We start from the raw sequence: 19,015 nt of genomic DNA, 5'->3' as shown, positions 1-19,015 counted from the left end.
TATGAAAAAATTATTTTCATTCAAAATTAATATTGTTAGATGCAAGAAAAAATGTATAAAATACCGATTATTCTCTGCTTGGCCTTAATTTTTTCGGCTTGCTCTTCATCTGTGCGATTTACTTCGAAGGAGGAATCGACGATTAATTATGAAAATCTCAAAGTTCAGACTGGCATTGCATCTTTTTACGGTGAAGAGTTTAATAATAAAATTACATACAGCGACGAAATCTATAATGCCAATTCAATTTCGGCTGCCCATCCATTCTTTCCAATGGGTACGGTTGTAAAAGTAACCAATTTAACGAATAATAAAAGCATGGTAATGAAAATAAATGATCGGATGCCCCATCGCCCCGACAGGATTATCGACCTTTCGCTTGGCGCTGCAAGAGAACTCGACTTTGTGGAAAATGGTCTTGCTAATGTCAAAGTAGAAGTTCTCGAATGGGGAGACGGTAAAAAATAATCATTCTTGAAACGTTTTCCTCTTTCGAACATCTTACCCTTTGCAAGCAAAATATAATAGGAGAAAAAATGTATATTGACGACACATTAAAAGAAGAATTGAAGAAGATTCTCTCGGTCTTGGTAAAGGACGTAAAGATTGTGTTTTTCACACAGGAACTTGAATGCCAGTACTGTCGCGAAACCCGAGGAATATTAACCGAATTAGCTGCCATAAATGACAAACTTCATCTCGAAGTTAAAAATTTCATTAACGACAAAGCAGAAGCCGAAAAGTATGGTGTCGATAAAATTCCTGCTACAGTTTTATTAGATGAAAATGGAAAAGATTATGGCATAAGGTATTACGGAATTCCAAGCGGATATGAATTTGCATCTTTACTTGAAGACATAAAAATGCTCGGCACGGGCGAGTCGGGATTGTCGCTGGAGATTGAAGAAGAAGTTAAAAAGATCGACAAGCCGGTTCATATGCAAGTTTTTGTGACCCCCACGTGTCCTTACTGTCCCCAGGCTGTAATTACAGCTCACAAATTTGCATTCATCAATGACAACATTAAAAGCGATATGATTGAAGCTACAGAATTCCCTCACTTATCTCAGAAATATAATGTGCGTGGTGTTCCGCGAACTATTATAAACGAAAATACGTTCTTAGAAGGTGCAGCCCCGGAATATACAGTACTTGAAAAGGTAAAAGAAGCTCTCAATACAATTGTTGCATAATATGATTAACAAAAGAATAATAAAAAAAATATTACCTGTAGCCGCCGGCGCTTTGATTGGATATGCATACTACTATTTTATCGGTTGTAACGGAAGTTGTCCTATATCTGGCAATCCGTATGCATCAACTATTTACGGAGCGCTTGTTGGCCTGGTCTGGTTAATACCCGGTAGAAAAAATGACGACAATCGACAAAAACATTCTAATTGAAGACCTTGTAAATCTACTGCCCGAATCTGTCGCATATTTAATGGAGAAGGGGATACGCTGCTTGAGATGCGGCGAGCCGATCTGGGGCACACTCGAAGAGGCAGCTTTAGAAAAAGGTTTTAATGAGGACCAGATAGACACTTTTGTGAAAGATTTGAATGAAATGTTATCAAAAAGTGACAAATAAATTGAGTCTTATTTATTATCTTTATTTTATCCATTAAAAGAAATGAGGAAGAATATGAAAAAATCGAATCCCGACACAAAAGAAACCAGACAGGGATTAACAAAGAAACAAAGAAGTTACATCTATACAGGATTTTTCATCGGACTTATTCTGTTACTATTCGTAGTAAATAATACGGGCAGTGAACCCGAAAGCGGACCATATCCACCAAATTACGTTCCCGAAGCTCAAAAGAATTCTGTAATGGCTCCCGATTTTACTTTACCGACAACCGATGGAAAAACGTTGAAGCTTTCGGATTTTAGAGGGAAAATGGTTATTATCGATTTCTGGGCAACCTGGTGCCCGCCCTGTCGTAAAGGAATTCCGGATTTAATAGATCTAAAAAATAAATATGGTAAAAAAGGACTCGAAATTATAGGCATCTCTGTCGATACAGATACCAAAAATCAAGTGATTCCATTTATTAAAGAAAAAGGAATCAACTATCCGGTGGTCTACGGAAATCAAAATGTCTATATGCAATACGGTGGTATTAGAGCTATCCCCACAACATTTGTAATCGATACGGCAGGGAAAATAGTTGCCAGTTATGAAGGTCTCGTTCCAAAACTTGCATACGAAAATCACATCAAAAAGATTCTGGGTTTATAAAAATTAAAAAAGGCTGTCCAATTTGTGACAGCCTTTTTTATTTTAAAACAAATCTTCAATTGAAAGATAACGTTCGCCAGTGTCGTAGTTGAAAGTAAGAATTCTTGAGCCTTCGGGAATTTCGGGTAGTTTTTTGTTAATAGCCGCAAGTGACGCACCTGACGATATACCAACAAAAAGTCCCTCTTCTTTTGCAGCTCGTCGTGCAAATTCGAAAGCTTCTTCTTTGGAAATTTTAATAGCACCTTCGATTAATGAAGTATCGAAAATTTGTGGTATAAATCCAGCACCAATGCCCTGGATCGGATGCGGGCCAGGTTTACCGCCGGATATAACTGGAGAATTTTCAGGCTCGACTGCGTAAACTTTTAAATTTGGAAATTTTTCTTTCAGGACCTTCGAGACGCCGGTAATGTGCCCGCCTGTACCCACGCCTGTAATCAAAAAGTCGAAACCTTCGGGAAAATCGTTCAATATTTCCTGTGCAGTTGTTTTAATGTGAATTTCGACGTTGGATTGATTTTCAAATTGCTGTGGAATCCAGACTTTCGGATTTGAAGATGCAATTTCCCTGGCTTTTTCGATGGCTCCTTTCATTCCAAGTTCGCGCGGAGTTAATTCAAATTCCGCTCCGTATGCAGCCATTATCTTGCGTCGTTCGATCGACATCGATTCAGGCATTACGAGTATAATTCGATAACCTTTAACCGCAGCTACCATAGCAAGACCGATTCCCGTGTTTCCCGATGTCGGTTCGACGATGATGCTATCTGGTTTAAGTATTCCTTTTTTTTCGGCGTCTTCAATCATTGCCAGGGCAATTCTGTCTTTAATACTGCCACCTGGATTCGACTTTTCGAGTTTTACCCATACTTCGTATTTATTGCCAAAGAGACGGTTTAATTTTAGATGAGGCGTATTGCCAATTGTTTGGAGTATGTTGTATGCTTTCATTGTATTTAATCCTTTCTTTTAGATTATAAAATCGAGAGTTTCTTCGAATGGTTTTGAAGACCGGATGCGTACTTCGCTTTTGTTATAAACTACGGAATTTGGTGGAATACTTTTAATTATCCACGAGTTCCCACCAATGACTGAATTTTTCCCGATTACAGTATTGCCGCCTAATATTACTGCCTGAGAATAAATTACCACATCGTCTTCGATTGTAGGGTGACGTTTTTGCTGGGCGAGATTTTTATCGACGCTCAATGCACCCAGAGTTACACCTTGATAAAGTTTTACATTTTTACCGATTACGGTCGTTTCGCCAATTACAATGCCAGTGCCGTGGTCGATAAAAAACGGGCAACCAATTTGAGCGCCGGGGTGAATATCAATACCTGTAATCTGATGCGCATGCTCGGTTAAGATACGCGGTATAATCGGAATTTTTAGTTCATATATTGCATGAGCAAGGCGATAAATAACAATTGCACGAAAACCCGGATATGCAAGAATGACTTCATCGATGCTTTCTGCAGCAGGATCACCTTCATAAATGAATTCCGCATCCTGCCAGAGCATATCGTTTATGGCGGGCAGTTTTCTAATAAACTCCTCGCTTTTTTCTGATGCATTTACGGGTGCCATCCCATTTAACAGCTTAACCAGTTGTATGAAATCACGTTTGATCAACTGGAGCTTCGAGAGGATATCTTCCTCTGTATAATAAATTTTTGAAGAAAAATGGGGAAACAAAAAATCGATTATTCCCTCAAGAAACGATATTGATTCGTTCTTTAGAGATGATGTGCACGCGTGCGTTTGTCTTCTTAGTAATATTTTTTTTGCAAAATCTGTAAAGTTAGTCCTTTCCAAGGATTCCATTTTTATGCCCTTTAATAATTTATTAAAATTAATTTCTGGGATTAAATATTATATTAGCAGCAACAACAAGTACAATGGTTGGTGCAACAGCCGTCAAGCTGAAGTGAAAGTCGGGAGTGCGATATGGAAGTAAGAATTATCATAAGATTTTGTATTTCGCATTTAAAAATGCGTTAATATTACAAAAAGTTCAAGTTTGGGGATAAAAAAAGCGGCATTGAGCCGCTTTTCGTGTTGCTAAATAATAAACTTTATTATTTGACAACTTTTACATCTTGAGCCTGAGGTCCTTTCGGTCCGTCTCCGACTGTAAATTCAACCTGTTGACCTTTTTCGAGAGTTTTGTATCCGTCAACCTGAATTGAAGAGAAGTGAACGAATACATCTCCTCCTTGTGATCGCTCAATAAAACCATAGCCTTTTGTGGCATTGAACCATTTAACGGTTCCGTTTTCACGTTCTGCCATAAAAAAGAACTCCTTAAAAATTTTACTTACTTCAAAAATGTAGGCAGAACGCATCTAAAAAGTTATTTATTTTTAGAGCATCTGCTCTACCGACGAAACTTAAGAATAAATTCAATAATTTCAAAAATAATTCAAACAGCGCGTATCATTGAGGCAATTTCAAGTGCTTGCTTTTGATTATATTCAAAGGCAATCCTTTTGTAATTGACCAGGTCGATAATCGTTCCAATCATACAGATACCGCCAGTCAAAAGGTATAGAATTCCGAGTCCCATTCTGTCGGTTATAAACCGCTGAATACCTGCAATGCCCAGAAAGCCGACAAGTGTAAGAAGGAGAATTGTCTGGGGGTCGCGTCTACGAGTTCTGTAAACATTGGCAAATTGCTGTGCCTTATGGTCGTCGAAATTTTTAATTATACTTGCCACAAAAATCTGTTCTTCGCCCATTATTTCAGGCATTAGTTCGTATACGTTAGCCATATCAACTCCGATTTTTTGAAATTATTGATTGTCCTGAGAATTAATTTGATTATTCGAGCTGTAATTAACATCAATGCGACTGCACCCAGATAGTGCGCTTCAAACGAAGCTGTAAAATCAAAATGGTAAAGCAATCCTATTGAACGCCCCAATCCGCAACCTGGACAGTTTTCTATGCCAATGTTATTGAATGGGCATAGGGTATAATGCTGAGGGGAATATGGATCTATCAAAGCGAGATAAATCAAACCAATTAACCAGAAGATGGCTTCCCATTCGGTGTTCTTCAGTATGTAAATAATTCTAAGCAATCGCTTTCTCTTTTTAGCAGTTTAGTCGTATGAGAGGCTCAATAGTTTTATGGTAATATTATTTATTTCCTTATAAAATTTAGATAAAATGATCTGCAGTAACATAAGCTATGTAAGAGTGTATGACTAAATAATGCCTTTATAAATGAATGTTTCATTGGTCTTTATTAGAAATAGTTCTTTCGGTATAAGACTCGTAGTCGGGCAAAATTCTTTCGTAGGTTTTGTCCATAAGAGCTGATGAAAAAATAAAATCTGCTGACGACCTGTTGTTTGCAATTGGAATATTCCATACTACGGCAATTCTAAGCAAGGCTTTTACATCAGGATCGTGAGGCTGAGGTTCTAGCGGGTCCCAGAAAAAAATGAGTATATCGATTTCGTTCTCTGCAATTAGAGCGCCTAATTGCTGGTCGCCGCCTAATGGGCCACTCTTGAGTTTTTTTACATTCAGTCCCGCTTCCTTTTCGAGCAACTTGCCTGTTGTTCCGGTTGCATAAATTATACAATCTTTTAATTTGTCTCTGTTGTAAATAGCCCATTCTAACAGGTCGTGCTTCTTATTGTCGTGAGCTACAAGTGCAATCCTCTTACGAGTGGGCAATGGAATTTTGATTATGTTCTGTTTCATATAAGATTTATTTATTTGTTAAGAATCCACTCAAATAATATCCTTTGCTTCTGAGATAAGGTAGATGTTTCGTGATAAATTCTTTAATCACTTCGATACCAATAACCTTGACGATTCCGCTTCTGATAACCTGTTCTTTTTCAACATAGACTTCGCCTTTGTATGGGATCTGTGGATTGAAATCGATTTCGTGCTCTTTTGTAAATGGATGAAGATTCAATTGAAAGTCGGCAGGCACTGAACGTACTACTCCTACGAGTTCGAAATTTGGTACACCGTCTCGAATAGCAAGTACAATTCCGCCGCTGGAACCTTTATTAAAGACAGCGTCGATTAAAAAAATGTTTTTTTCTCTTTTAGGATTACTAACCAGTGCTTTTGTAATCATTTTATAATTCATTGGATAACCGAATACGTAAACGAAAGTGCCCCATTCGAGTTCGGAAGACGATCCCCACGAGTAATTGAAGGGTTTAAGTGCGATAGCGACCTTCGGATCGATTTTTTTGCCTAATAAAGCCACATCGATGTTTTTATCCATTAAAATGATATCGAGCGCCCCACCATCTGGCAGGTCGGGAATATAATTGCTCTGACTAGATTTTATCGAAATACTTTCGATATACTCTGATATACTGCCGTCGGGATTGATAAAATATGAATAGACTGTATCAGGAAAAGCCACAATATGTGCGACAGTAAGATAAAGAATATTTCCATCGTGAGTATATATCAACGTTGCAGTGCCCGACGCCGTTCTATTGAAATAGACTTTTTCTTTAGCAGCGGACTCGAGGTCGATGAGAGAAATCTCTTTTTTCGTTAGTTTCGAATCAATGTCGAAAACATAACCTGTATAAAATGCAATACTGTTTAGCAGGTTAATCGAATTGCTGATATCCTCCAATTGTTCCGAAGAGCTTTTGTACGGAAATTCACTGTCGTATTTGCCATCGTTTAATGTAGGATAAACTGAATCGTATACAGCAGTACATGCGGATAACAATAAAAAAATAGCCGACGAATATCGCACAATACCCCCTGCAGAAATTTTGGTAATAAATGTAATAGAATTTAGGCATTGAGGAAAGAATATTTTTCAGCCTCTCAATTTATCGAGGAGAGTATTTAATAATTTAGCTTCGTTTTCGGAAAGATTTGAAAGAGCTCTGTCGAATTCATCATCGTGTCTGTCTATATCGTTCAGAAGTTTTAAACCTTTGTCGGTTATGATCACATTGGTGCGTCGCCTATCATTTGGGCATTGATTCCTTTCAACTAGACCTTTAATCCTGAGACGTTCTACCAATCGAGAAGCGTCAGAAGTTTTGTCAAGCATTCTGGCTTTAAGCAAATTTACTGATGCGCTTTCAGGATACTGTCCTCTCAGTATTCGTAGAATATTGAACTGGTTCGGCGTAATGCCGAACCGTTCGAAAATCGATTTATGAATATTCAATAGCCAGTTGTTGGTGTAGTATAAATTGACAGCCAGTTTATGAAATTCATTCCTGAATTTTTTTTGTTTTATTTCTTCTTCTAATCTCATTTTGCTTTAATTAATTCTACATCAATTACAATGTCGACATTTTCACTAACTACAGCACCGCCAAGTTCGAGCAATGCATTCCATTTAAGGCCAAAATCAAAACGGTTAATAGTTCCTGTTACTTTGAAGCCGGCGCGTGTATTTCCCCAGGGGTCGTTTACCATGCCATTGAATGTAACGTCGAGAGTCACTTCTTTGGTATTGTCACGAATTGTGAGGTCGCCTACAAGTTTAAATTTGTTGTTCCCAATTTTTTTGAACGATTTACCGACGAAGGTAATTTTCGGATATTTTGCGGAATTGAAAAAGTCGTCCGATTTCAGGTGCTCGTCGCGTTTTTCGTTATCTGTATTGATACTATTGACGTCAATTGTAAAATTAATTTTAGCATTTTCAAAATTGTCGCCATTAGTTACGATGTTACCTTCATATTGGTTAAAGTAACCTGTAACCTCAGAAATAACCATATGCTTTACTTTGAAAGCAATTGTGGAATGAGATTTATCGAAATTCCATCTGGTCTGAGCATTAATTAGCCCGCCAAATAAAAAGAGTATTATATATGATAAAAATAACTTGCGCATGATACATCTCCTTTTTTTCGTTTGAAAAATAATAGTTAGCATGCGTGTTGTAACATATATTTGAATTAAAGAGTTCATTGACTTCCTCAGAAAAAAATTTTCTTGCTTTGGATTGGATAGAATCACTATTTTTGTAGGCATTTTTCAAATGATGATGTTCTTTTAAGAAGAATTTAAGGCAGTAATTAGTCCGTCATCTGACGCAGGACAATACACCTTGCTCTCACGCAAAATTTTGGCCCTTTGAAGTTTAGAAGTTATGATGCGTGATGAGAAATAAGTGTAAAAATGAAATAATGGGGTCGTAGTTCAGTTGGTTAGAACGCCTGCCTGTCACGCAGGAGGTCGCGAGTTCGAGTCTCGTCGGCCCCGCATAGAAAAGCTTCAAAACGGTTTGTTTTGAGGCTTTTTTTGTTTTTACGCTTCCTTAAAATCCCACTGTCATTGTACCCACTGTGTACCCATTTTGTACCCACTTTTTGAAGGTACATCCTTTTTATTGTTGGTTGGTTAATATGGTTAGTTAATTTGAGTGACATCTTAAAATGAAATTAGTGATTACTCCCCTTTTTAGCAACTAAAACAAGTGTAATTTTACCGGGTTGATATATTACACGATATTCTTTCCCGATTTCAAAACCAACATTGGCTAACTGTAAATTTTTTATTTTAATCTGCGGGACTTTCTTATAATCCCGCATTGTTGGATGGCTGCTTTCATAAACTTTCCCCGATTGAATCGGGATTTCACTTCGCTCAACATCTTATCCCCTCCGGGTTAGATTCATCAAACTTTTTACCGCAGATTTTACATTGCTTGGTTTGTGCAATTACAATATTGTGCAATGAACCTTGCCTACCGGCAGGCAGGTTAACTGAGTGAGTCTGAGCGATAATTTTGAGGTTTTTACTGCACTCGTGTTTTGGAATCCAGCCGGAATTTTGGCTTTCTTCAAAGAATAGTTTCTCCCGAAGGGATGGATTTCCAAATTCATCTGGTTTTTGATTTGTATTCATTGTAGCTCCTTTTGTTAAGTGGATTATAAAAGGGCGTACTGCCCCACAAAAAACATTTTTTGCCCGCTTAACTACGTATTTGCGTTTTTTATGGAAGGACACGGTGATGGTGTACGTTAGCTTGATTATTCAAGTCAAGGGCAAATACCGCTTTCAATATCCTATAATAAAGAGCGGTATTTGTTTATATACCCTTGACCCGATTTATTGATTATGTTCGTTTAACACTAAGCTTGAAAAAGAAGCGGGCGAAAAGTGCTTTAACGTTTTGCGGATAGCAAAACATCAAATTGGTATTTAGTAGGTGTTGACGCCGTGTTTTTTACGGTGGCAAGAGCTACGCATTAGGACGCCAAATGTTATGATTAACCGATAGCCTTGCTGAGCGAATGGAGTAAATACTTTTATATTTACGGAATGAGCGAAATAGGGCGAAGGTTCGATTAACTTGATAATAATACGACTTCCCTACTAATGAGGGAAGCCGCTGGAAGGATTAAGCTGTTAAGACTGGTTAGAGTAAGTAGCAGAGTATTGAACTACTTTACCGTCAGCATTTTTGGAAGCAACAGCTAAATAAAGAATGCTATTCTGATACTTTGCAGCAAGAGCTTGCTGTACAACATCTAAACTTATTGAGCCGGTGTAGGCAGTTGTAAAATCGAAACCGGCTTCGGCTTTAGTAAGTTTTACGATGCTGTAAGGAGCATCTTCCGGATTAGTTGGATTGTGGTAAACAATCAATGCATTGATCGACAGATCAACTTCCTCCGCAGAAATAACTGCAGCAGTATTAAGTGCATTTAATTCCAATGCAACATTATCTGCAGCTACAGCGGCAGATTGAACCGGCAAGCTGAATCCACCGGGAGTAAGGATATTATCAACAGTAGGTTTATCTGCATCAACAAAAGGATAATTCTTTTTGAATAGAGTATTGAAGACACTCATTCCAGGAAGTTTTTCTTTTGACCAGATACTTACCAAATCCGGTAAATCCATAATGAATTTGCAAAGATGCCCGGTTACACCGAATTTCTTTCGAGCTTCGATAGATTCTGGGGTTTGACTAATGTTGAAAGACGAAGGTCTTGCAGAAAGTATGGTTTTACCTTCTACAGTTCTTGCCGAGAGGTTTCCTAATTTACCTCTTAAGTTACCTAAAACATTACCGGTTACACGTGCCATTTTTATGTACTCCTTTTTTTATGATTAATGTTGAGTGCAAGATAGAGTTTGAGAAATAAATAATAACTGTAGTTATGATTACAGTAGGTTATGAGGTTAAGACTATGCAGATACTATTTAGATACTACCTAGAAATTTGAAATACGGGTAAAGATTTTTTATTCCTTTCCCGAAATAGAATTGAATTGATGGAATCGAATGAAAGGAAGTACTTTGAAGATAGGATTGAAATGGATGCGAACGTTGAGTGTTGTTTACGAAGCTCAGCATATTCATTTTTGATTTTAAGATTACGTACAGCAATATCGTCAATTAAACCCAAAGAATAATACTCTCTGAATTTATTATCCTCAAGAATGGTTTCGATATTTAAATGTTGTTGATTCATAAACTAACGGGACCAGATACCTAGATTGTTTTTCATTGCTGTACGGCGAAGATTGTAGAATATATCGTAATACCTCTTCCCTTTTGGGTAATAACGAATTCGTGCATAACCTTTTTTGAGTAATTCTGCTTGGACAAAGATTGAATCTAGCCCGGCTTTATTAGTAAGCCAAACATAGGCTAGTAATCTTCCGAAAAAATCGAATGCCTTCCCATCAAATGTGAGTTTTATTATTTTACCGTCAATAAGCTGCTTGGTAAGAACTTTAGCGGAATCAGAGAATGGTTCAGCCGGTTTACCATTTTTTTCTAGTTCGGGAGTATCTATTCCCAGCATTCTTACGCGTTGTGAATCTGAAAGGACGAATGTATCACCATCAATTATGCGAGCTACTTTTGCTTTAACTGAGTAACCAAAAGGATAATACATTTTGTATTGACAACGAATAGTACCGGAAAGAAAGAGAAGTAAAAAAATAAGTACCCAGATATGATGTAATAAGAATGTAAGTATTTTTGGTTGGTGATATGTATTTGTATGACGGCTAAACATTATCATCTCAATTTCCTTTTTAGAAATTAGGAATTGAGAGAACTTTAAACAACAATCGATGTTTATGTTTGTTTTGCCTTTGTTTGACTTGAAGATAAAAATAGGAGCGAATTAAAGACTGGACGTTTTGGACTCAAATTTCTGTGGTTTTGAAACGCAAATGAAAAGTGGTATTAATTGTGTCCAAAGTGTCCAAACCAATGTAAGCGAATGGAGGGTGTGCCGGAATCGGCGACCCGGAATGAGCGATGTTTGGCTGAAAATATTTAGACAGAAAGAACAATGAAAGGTTTTACTGATGGCTTTTCCCCAATGTAAGCGAAACGAAGGTGTGTTCCCGAAGGGACGACCGAAGTGTAGCGATGATGAACTGACCAATATTCTTTTCGTGCCGAGTTTGCATAAACCAACATTATGTGCTTCGGTAGAACTACAAATGTTCCGTTGGGACTGCTCAAAGACTTGCACATAATGTAGGATTATGTAATACTGGCTGTCCCATTTTACGATGAGCTGAGACCTTCACGTGTTTTGTTGCCTACCCCATAAAGGTTTTTTGGTTTTTAAGCTTTACCGGATTTATTTCAGGGAATAAAAATGATGTGAAGCAAAGGACTGAAAGGACTAATAGGACGGATAAAAAGCCAAATAACCGCCATAACAGCCAATTAGCGGGCGATTAACGGCCAATTCGGTCAATTAACGGCCAATTAATTTTTGAGAACATAATTTGCACCGCGACCTTTTGAACCGGATGAAATGAGAATATCTTTCTCTATTAGCTCTTGTAATTCTTCTGTTGCAGTTGTTTTACCAATATTGTTTATATCCCGGTAATCGGAATTAGTAATAGCACCATTGTCTTTTACGAAAAGGACAGCTTTTATTTGGCGGTCATTCAAGCCAAGTTTTTTTAGGTGTTCTTCTGTAAGTATATCTTTGAATATTGTAACTTGGAAACCGCCGGCGGATTCTTTCATTTCAGGTTCGGGGAGTTCGGCTTCTTTGCAAGAGTTGATTATTTTTAGTGTTCCTCGCCCCCAAGCATCTATGTAACCACCTAAGAAACATACATCTGCTATAATCGGATTACGCGGACGGGATGGATGTTCTTGTTTTAATGCTTCAAAGGTTAACCCTTCCGGTAAGGTTCCTTCATTCCATATACTGATTTTATCATCATAAATTCTAAGCTGAATTGTAGCACCGGAATAGGTTTTATGCACAAGCGCATTTAATAACATTTCTCGTAATGCGGCTATAGGATATTCTCCTTTTTCAATTCTTTGCATTCCTTCGAAGTCAATTTTTTGTGTAAGGAATTTTCTATTGAGTTGTAAAAGTGTTTCATCCAATTTATGAAGTAGATTTCCTTCAATAACTTCTTGGAATTTCAAATCGGTATCGTCTTTACCGAAGCGACCTATTTTAACTGAAATGTTCGGATAGAAACGACCGGGGTCTTTGCCGAATAGGATAATAGCTGCACGTTTTAATTTATTGTTGTCAGAAAGTCTTAGTTTTTCTAATAATTCATTTGTATTAAGGTTTTCTGATTTGGGAAGTCTGCCGGATTTATTTGCATCTTTTAGAAATCTAGAAATAGTGTTTTCGTCAACATCATTTAGTGAAGCTCTATCTTCAATAATATCATCCCAAGTTTTACCGGATTTTTTGAGAAGGAAATCATTTAGTGAGTTGCCGGTTAATTCTGTTGTTGTACTTCCACTTCTTATGTAATATCTGCCTCTTAATGAAATAGCTACGGAGTATGAAGGAACAAAGATTTCAATAAAATGTTTTTCATCATCTGTTAATAGATTAACTTCTGTAGTGATTCCAAGACGATTTTTGATTTTATTAGGCAAGTCATCCATTAATTTCTTGTATTCGAGAGTACCAATGGTTATTCCTTTATCATCTTTACCGATGTAAAGCTTACCGCCTTGTGAGTTTGCGAAGGCACAGATTGTTTTTAAGTGGTCTTCGTGCCAGCTAGTTTTGTATTCTATGTTGTGTTGTTCGGGCATAAGTAAATTTATTGTGTGATGGAAATATAATAAAATTTATAAAGTAGGAATGTATAATCAAAGGACGAGAAAGACAAATAGGACGAATACAAGTCTGTTAAATAATCTTTAGTATTACAAATAGTATTTCACCGCAGTACACAAAAAAAGAAGAAAAACTTGATTTGACAGAATTATATATAATGCAAATTAAAAAAAGTGGTAGTTAATTGTTTTGAGACTTTTGTTGGTTGTATAGGGTAAGTGACATTATAGGTTTTTGAGATTCATCAGAATATTGCTGAATTAATTCTAATTTTTGAATTGGATTTATATCCAATTTGTTTAGGCGATATATTTCATTAAAAGTTATAGTTGAGTGATTTTTTGCTAATGAGAATTTTGAAGGAACAAAATTCTTTGCACGCATTATATTTTCAAATCTAGTTGATAAATACCGGTTAGCACAAAAGGCTTGTAGAGTTTCATCAAAAACTAAAAGAATTGGATATATTTTATAATTTTTTGAATTATCGATTTCACTTAAATTACAAAATGATTCAAAATTATTTTCAATATCAGTTAGCCGTTTTACTTGCTGAGAGATACCTTCAGACAAAACAAATTTATTATTAAATGCTTTTATAAATCTATCATAATCAGTAGAGAAAAGCATCATACGCGAAAAAATAGAGGTTTTAACCTCAAAAAGGAAAATATTTCCTTTGTATAGAATACCAATATCTGCGAATTCTCTTGAGCTTGAACCAACTTTAATAAATTTTATTTCATCATCTTTAAAAACCTCCTTAAAAAATTCTGTAATTACAGGTTCAGCAATATCTTTACCAAATACACCTTTAAATTTTTCTCGATCTACTTCTACAAGGATATCATAAACAATACTGAAAAGAGAATTAAAAAGATTGTATAAATCAGTTACCAAATAATCTTCATTTTTTTTATTAGTGGATACTGGTTAAAGAAGTTGTATTCAAATGGGATATCAAATTTGGGAGAACGATTTTGCCAATAGGTATCTATTTTATCATATTCAATAACTGCAAATTATTCAAAAAAAGAGAAAATTTCAGGATAGGATTGATCTTTTACTTTCTGAAATATCTCTCTTGTCTCTTTTATATCAACACCTAAGTATTCCTTGATGATATCACTAAAGTCAGTAAGATTTTGTGATTCTATTATTGAAGAAAATTTATCAAAAAAATAAAAAGCAGCTTGTAAATCATTTTCGTTCATCATCAAGTGAACAGTTTTAATACTAGAGAAGAACAACTTCTTGGGAATTGATTTTTTTGATACTGTATATTCATTTAATTCTAGGTAACTATTAATAAGAGCAAATAACAAAAATACTTCTTTAGTGCTGATTTCATTCTTTTCGCCAAATTCATCCTCGGGAAAAGAGAAAGTAAATTGTAATAAAACTAAAATGGCTTGGCGGTGAATAAGATAGACATCTCTTGAAACAGGAATGTTAAAGCGTTCAGATTGAAGTTCGAGGATTCTGGCAGGATCATTACTTGTGCCCAAATCTTGAGATGTTTGACTTGCCATACGAAGAATAGTTTCTCTAGTGTATGTTTTTAATATATCAGATATTTCTTTAATGCAGAGTTCATTTGTTACTTCAAGCTTGGTTTCGTCAGTGAAGGTATAATATTTTTTAACAGGTGGTTTAGGCATAATGAGTTATTTGAATATTGTTCGATATTGTAAATATTTTTTCAAGTTCCGATAAGGGGTGCATATTATATATGCACCCCGTGAGTTTAGCGGAGGGAGTGGGATTCGAACCCACGGAACCTTGCGGTTCGCCGGATTAGAAGTCCGGTGCTTTAAGCCACTCAGCCATCCCGAACGGTTCTCTCATAAAAAATCGTTCGGGAAAGCATTGATTCAAAAAACAATATAACAAATATCACAACTCTAATTCCAACAATTCACCGTGTTGAGTTAACCACTTTTTTGCTTTTTTATAATTTGGGACTTGCACCGAAACAATATTCCAGAAATCATCTGAGTGGTTTAATTCTATTAAATGTGCAAGTTCGTGAACGATAATGTAATTGATTACATATAGCGGAGCCTTAACCAATTTCCAATTTAGAGTTATTGATTTATTAGGGGAACACGAACCCCAGCTTGCTTTCATACTTTTTATATAAATACGATTGTATTTAACACCGAGAGTGTTTGAGTAGTAATCAACTATGGGCAAGAAGACTTTTTTTGCTTGAGCAAGATACCAAGCTTTGAATATCTTTTTGGTTTTGGATTTGCTATCCTTTGAAATTGTAAATTCAGTATCAAATCGTAATCCAGAAAATTGTTCATCCACTATTCTTAATTTATAATGATCCCCTAGATATAATAAGGATTCGCCGGAAACAAATTCCTTAGGCGATATAATCGGTTTAGAAGAATTCGATAATTTATTATAAATCCACTGTTTTTTTCTATTTACAACTTTGTCAACATCGTCTTTTGTCAAACGTTTAGGCGCGCGGACAATAATATTGGAGTGACGATCAATAACAATATTGACCGATTTACGTTCTGTGAAAATTATTTTATAATCTATTGTCATTTATTATCGAATCGTTTTTATAGCGTGCTACTTCAAGAATTCTTGTTGTGATTTCTTTATATTTTTCAAACATATTAGGAAGCTGAATAAACCTTTCATTCAACAATAATTTTTGGATTTCGGCTTTTAATTTATTTTGTGAGGGTATGCTATCCCAAAAGCCAACTGTTTTTAGTTCATTGTTCAGCAAGATATATAAATTTTGTGTAAGGTCAACAGCAGCCGAAATTTCGTTCTCATTCAATTCTTTGTCATTATATAACTCCCTTTTGAAGATACGGAAGAAAGGCATCTGCGTTGCACGATTTAGCCCATAGGTTTCTTCTTTTTCTTTATTACGAATCTTTTCACGAAGTTTCTCTAATTCTTCATAGATTTTATTCCAATCACCTTTGAATTTTTCGAATATTTCCTCAAGCATTTCCGAAAAAGTTTTAAATAATTCGGGGTCATCCTCAGCACTCACATCAATATAGTGACGTAATGCGTGTTCAATCTCGGCTGCTTTTGTTTTTGTGCGCTTACGTGCTCTAACATTTTCATAAAATTCGCTGTCAAGAATTGAAATAGGCTTAACTTTCTGATTAATTCCTTTTGAACTGAGGTATTCATCTGTAATACTTCTTAATTTTTCCGGTATACCCCTCATACTTAATCTTGAATCTTGAAAATGTTTTGAGCAAAGTAGATTAACTTCAACGAACCGTTGATAATCCATTAAGTAATCCAGTGCTTTGGGGTGTGGCAGCACTTTATTAAAGGCTGCCGAAAGTTTCTTAAACAGATTTAAGTATTCGAAACGAATATCTTCGTCATAAAAGAGATCAAAGAATGCATCGGGATCATTAAAATCAGTACATTTATATTTTTTTAGAAATTCCCAAATTTGAGTATGAAGCTGAATTAATTCATTAATTTCCTCTTCAGTATTACTTAGTGCATCAATAATTTCTTTTTGCTCTCTTTCAGCATAAGAATCAAGAGCTTGCTTTATATGATGACCGATACCGATGTAATCAATAACATATCCAACGTCTTTGCCGTCAGGACCGATCCGATTAACGCGTGCAATAGCTTGAAGTAAATTATGATCTCTAACGTACCTATCGAGATACATAACTTGTTCAACCGGAGCATCAAAACCGGTGATAAGCATTTCATTAACAATAATGATTCCGATGTTCCCATCTAGATCATTCTCAACTTTTTCGAAAGGTAATTTGAATCTTCTAATTTGTGTTTTATGAATATCGGAATTTGTATATGGATTAAAGCGGGGTTTATCATTATGGCTGTGTGAAATAATAACCGCTGTATCTAATTTTTTTAATAACTCGATATTAAGCTTATGTGGATTATGTTCTTCTAATTTTTCAATAAACTTTGGAAGTAATTCTTCGATTGCTTCTTTATAACGAATAGCCGCTTCACGGGAAACCGCAACAATTTGAGCTTTGAGTCTGTTGGGAAAGACAAAATTAATATAATGCTCAAGCATATCTTCAGCTTTAGATTTTATTGTTGGCATAGCTTCCAGATAAGCATCTCTTGAGCCGTAACCTAAAATCTGCATACGCTGAGCCAAGTTATATTCACTAAAAACATCTTGAAATTTTATATCCATTCCTTTTGGATTCGGTACTTCGGCATTATGAGTTCTGCCCTCATAAACTATTTTCAGGGTAGTTCCGTCATCAATTGATTGACGCATTGTGTATTTATCTATGTAATCACCAAAGTGTTGTTCGGTTAAGTCTATCGGTGTACCGGTATAAGCGATATGAGTAGCGTTCGGCAAAGCACGGCGAAGATTAGCACCGAGCAAACTATATTGAGTGCGATACGCTTCATCGGTCATAACTAGAATATTTGGAGAGGGATTTAATTCAGGGAATATGTTTTCTAATTCGCGCTCTTGGAATTTATGAATCATACCCATAACAAGGTCAGGAGCAGGAGACGATAAAAGTTCTTTAAGTTTCCTAATACTATCTGCTCTTTTAACGGTATATCCAATACTATCGCTTGTTTCAGAGAGTTGTTCTTCAAGTTGCGTTCTGTCTGTTATAAATACGACTTTCCACGGCAGTAATTCTTTATGCTTACGCATTTCACGAACCATAAACATCATTGTGAGCGATTTACCGGAACCTTGTGTATGCCAAATAATACCGCCTCTTTCACGTGCATTCCTTCCTTCAATTAAGCTGCGGATTGATTTTTTAACAGCACGGTATTGCTGGTAACGGGCAACAATTTTTATTGTATTGCCTTTGTCGTCGGTTGTAAAAATTGTAAAAGAACGGATTAGTTCAATAAGATTTCTTTTTGTGAGCATACCGGCAATTAAACGCTGTTGATCATTTGGAGAAGTGCCTTCTCTTGATTGAATTTCGTCAAGTGTTTTAGGATATGGATCAGTCCAGCGGAAGAAATATTTTTCTGAATGAGTTGAGATTGTGCCGAATTTTGCAATCTGTCTATCTGTAACAACGGTAAATTGATTATAATAGAATAGAATTTGATTGCCTTCAATTCCCTCGCTGCGCTGTTAGGAGTAACGCATCAACTGATCAATCGCTTCGCCAATTGAATCCTTTACTTTTGGTGATTTACATTCAACGACAACGAGTGGAAGACCGTTTACAAATAAAACAATGTCCGGGATGATGTGATTCTCTGTACCGGGAATGCGGAGTTTGAACTGTGATATTGCGAGATAGCTGTTTTTAGTTTCATCGTAAAGATCAATGAATTTTACAGTGGGACTATTCTCACCGGTTAATTCATTGCGGGAAACACTTGTGCCCTTTAGAATAAACTCCAAGACTTCTTGATTGTTTTCAATAAGGCTACCGTCAAGAGTAACCGGTAATTTTTGAATTACTTCAGTTATTTGGGATTCGGTTAGAAAAGGATTTAGCTTTTTTAAAGCTATTCTTAAATCTTCCTCAATGAAAACATCGCTGAAACTTTTGCGTTTGCTGTGGTGAGGTTCTTGATGATTATCGAGAACGAGAGTTTCCCACCCTTGTTGTTCAAGCTGCTCAAGGAAAGGTTCCTCAACGTGGCGTCTTTCGTCCAGTTTAAGAGATTTGGCTATATCGCCTTTGTATTTGTTGTCGTTTGAGAGAATCATTTATTTCTCATA

The 19,015-nt window shown here is 36.1% G+C and carries 23 protein-coding genes and 1 tRNA gene; 6 read left to right on the top strand and 18 right to left on the bottom strand.

Annotated features, from left to right (window positions below; genetic code table 11):
- The first annotated feature begins 51 nt into the window (after positions 1-51).
- From ACUN8G_RS08930 to ACUN8G_RS08910, 5 genes are all read left to right on the top strand, one after another.
- On the top strand, positions 52-468 hold the full coding sequence (locus ACUN8G_RS08930) for a septal ring lytic transglycosylase RlpA family protein (protein ID WP_437346726.1): 417 nt from the start codon (positions 52-54) through the stop codon (positions 466-468).
- Between the two features lie 68 nt (positions 469-536).
- Positions 537-1,193: a protein disulfide oxidoreductase gene (gene pdo, locus ACUN8G_RS08925; RefSeq protein WP_437346725.1), complete on the top strand. Its 657-nt coding sequence runs from the start codon at positions 537-539 to the stop codon at positions 1,191-1,193.
- A 1-nt stretch (position 1,194) separates the two neighbouring features.
- Positions 1,195-1,404, top strand: coding sequence for a DUF6132 family protein (locus ACUN8G_RS08920; RefSeq protein ID WP_437346724.1), 210 nt, complete (start codon positions 1,195-1,197; stop codon positions 1,402-1,404).
- Positions 1,373-1,591: a DUF1858 domain-containing protein gene (locus tag ACUN8G_RS08915; RefSeq protein WP_437346723.1), complete on the top strand. Its 219-nt coding sequence runs from the start codon at positions 1,373-1,375 to the stop codon at positions 1,589-1,591. The genes ACUN8G_RS08920 and ACUN8G_RS08915 overlap by 32 nt, the downstream gene beginning before the upstream one ends.
- Before the next feature lie 54 nt (positions 1,592-1,645).
- Positions 1,646-2,245, top strand: a complete 600-nt coding sequence (locus ACUN8G_RS08910) for a peroxiredoxin family protein (protein ID WP_437346722.1) — start codon at positions 1,646-1,648, stop codon at positions 2,243-2,245.
- A gap of 42 nt (positions 2,246-2,287) precedes the next feature.
- On the opposite strand, the gene cysK is transcribed toward ACUN8G_RS08910, so the two are convergent.
- The 9 genes from cysK to ACUN8G_RS08865 form a co-directional block, all read right to left on the bottom strand.
- The gene (gene cysK / locus ACUN8G_RS08905) at positions 2,288-3,199 is read right to left on the bottom strand and encodes a cysteine synthase A (protein WP_437346721.1); all 912 of its coding nucleotides are present in this window, start codon (positions 3,197-3,199) and stop codon (positions 2,288-2,290) included.
- An 18-nt stretch (positions 3,200-3,217) separates the two neighbouring features.
- Positions 3,218-4,075, bottom strand: coding sequence for a serine O-acetyltransferase EpsC (gene epsC / locus ACUN8G_RS08900; RefSeq protein ID WP_437346720.1), 858 nt, complete (start codon positions 4,073-4,075; stop codon positions 3,218-3,220).
- Between the two features lie 254 nt (positions 4,076-4,329).
- Positions 4,330-4,542: a cold-shock protein gene (locus ACUN8G_RS08895; RefSeq protein ID WP_014856016.1), complete on the bottom strand. Its 213-nt coding sequence runs from the start codon at positions 4,540-4,542 to the stop codon at positions 4,330-4,332.
- A 131-nt stretch (positions 4,543-4,673) separates the two neighbouring features.
- Complete coding sequence (locus ACUN8G_RS08890; RefSeq protein WP_437346719.1) at positions 4,674-5,024, bottom strand: TM2 domain-containing protein; 351 nt, start codon at positions 5,022-5,024, stop codon at positions 4,674-4,676.
- Positions 5,003-5,335 carry a DUF2752 domain-containing protein gene (locus ACUN8G_RS08885; protein WP_437346718.1) on the bottom strand — a complete coding sequence of 111 codons (333 nt, stop codon included), beginning with the start codon at positions 5,333-5,335 and terminating at the stop codon, positions 5,003-5,005. The genes ACUN8G_RS08890 and ACUN8G_RS08885 overlap by 22 nt, the downstream gene beginning before the upstream one ends.
- Before the next feature lie 154 nt (positions 5,336-5,489).
- Positions 5,490-5,966 (bottom strand): methylglyoxal synthase, encoded by a 477-nt coding sequence (locus ACUN8G_RS08880; RefSeq protein ID WP_437346717.1) that lies wholly within the window; start codon positions 5,964-5,966, stop codon positions 5,490-5,492.
- A 7-nt stretch (positions 5,967-5,973) separates the two neighbouring features.
- Positions 5,974-6,999, bottom strand: a complete 1,026-nt coding sequence (locus ACUN8G_RS08875) for a S1 family peptidase (RefSeq protein WP_437346716.1) — start codon at positions 6,997-6,999, stop codon at positions 5,974-5,976.
- Between the two features lie 66 nt (positions 7,000-7,065).
- Positions 7,066-7,515, bottom strand: a complete 450-nt coding sequence (locus ACUN8G_RS08870; RefSeq protein WP_437346715.1) for a MarR family winged helix-turn-helix transcriptional regulator — start codon at positions 7,513-7,515, stop codon at positions 7,066-7,068.
- On the bottom strand, positions 7,512-8,099 hold the full coding sequence (locus tag ACUN8G_RS08865) for a YceI family protein (protein WP_437346714.1): 588 nt from the start codon (positions 8,097-8,099) through the stop codon (positions 7,512-7,514). The genes ACUN8G_RS08870 and ACUN8G_RS08865 overlap by 4 nt, the downstream gene beginning before the upstream one ends.
- Positions 8,100-8,397: 298 nt before the next feature.
- Here ACUN8G_RS08865 and ACUN8G_RS08860 point away from each other — a divergent pair.
- Positions 8,398-8,471, top strand: a tRNA-Asp gene (locus tag ACUN8G_RS08860).
- 384 nt (positions 8,472-8,855) lie between these two features.
- Here ACUN8G_RS08860 and ACUN8G_RS08855 read toward each other — a convergent pair.
- The 9 genes from ACUN8G_RS08855 to ACUN8G_RS08815 all read right to left on the bottom strand — a co-directional run bounded on the left by ACUN8G_RS08855 (position 8,856) and on the right by ACUN8G_RS08815 (position 19,003).
- Positions 8,856-9,116 (bottom strand): hypothetical protein, encoded by a 261-nt coding sequence (locus tag ACUN8G_RS08855; protein ID WP_437346713.1) that lies wholly within the window; start codon positions 9,114-9,116, stop codon positions 8,856-8,858.
- A 504-nt stretch (positions 9,117-9,620) separates the two neighbouring features.
- The gene (locus ACUN8G_RS08850) at positions 9,621-10,304 is read right to left on the bottom strand and encodes a hypothetical protein (protein WP_437346712.1); all 684 of its coding nucleotides are present in this window, start codon (positions 10,302-10,304) and stop codon (positions 9,621-9,623) included.
- A gap of 391 nt (positions 10,305-10,695) precedes the next feature.
- Positions 10,696-11,244 (bottom strand): thermonuclease family protein, encoded by a 549-nt coding sequence (locus ACUN8G_RS08845; RefSeq protein ID WP_437346710.1) that lies wholly within the window; start codon positions 11,242-11,244, stop codon positions 10,696-10,698.
- A gap of 710 nt (positions 11,245-11,954) precedes the next feature.
- On the bottom strand, positions 11,955-13,274 hold the full coding sequence (locus tag ACUN8G_RS08840; RefSeq protein ID WP_437346709.1) for an ATP-binding protein: 1,320 nt from the start codon (positions 13,272-13,274) through the stop codon (positions 11,955-11,957).
- Positions 13,275-13,479: 205 nt separating this feature from the next.
- Positions 13,480-14,199, bottom strand: coding sequence for a hypothetical protein (locus ACUN8G_RS08835; protein WP_437346708.1), 720 nt, complete (start codon positions 14,197-14,199; stop codon positions 13,480-13,482).
- 122 nt (positions 14,200-14,321) lie between these two features.
- A complete protein-coding gene (locus ACUN8G_RS08830) occupies positions 14,322-14,960 on the bottom strand; it encodes a hypothetical protein (RefSeq protein ID WP_437346707.1) in 639 nt (212 codons plus the stop codon).
- 235 nt (positions 14,961-15,195) lie between these two features.
- Positions 15,196-15,864, bottom strand: a complete 669-nt coding sequence (locus ACUN8G_RS08825) for a M48 family metallopeptidase (protein ID WP_437346706.1) — start codon at positions 15,862-15,864, stop codon at positions 15,196-15,198.
- Positions 15,848-18,385, bottom strand: a complete 2,538-nt coding sequence (locus ACUN8G_RS08820; RefSeq protein WP_437346923.1) for a type I restriction endonuclease subunit R — start codon at positions 18,383-18,385, stop codon at positions 15,848-15,850. The genes ACUN8G_RS08825 and ACUN8G_RS08820 overlap by 17 nt, the downstream gene beginning before the upstream one ends.
- A gap of 30 nt (positions 18,386-18,415) precedes the next feature.
- On the bottom strand, positions 18,416-19,003 hold the full coding sequence (locus tag ACUN8G_RS08815; RefSeq protein WP_437346705.1) for a type I restriction endonuclease: 588 nt from the start codon (positions 19,001-19,003) through the stop codon (positions 18,416-18,418).
- Positions 19,004-19,015 lie beyond the last annotated feature (12 nt).

It is taken from the genome of Melioribacter sulfuriphilus, assembly GCF_052656625.1.
This window is presented reverse-complemented; position numbering and strand designations above follow the sequence as displayed.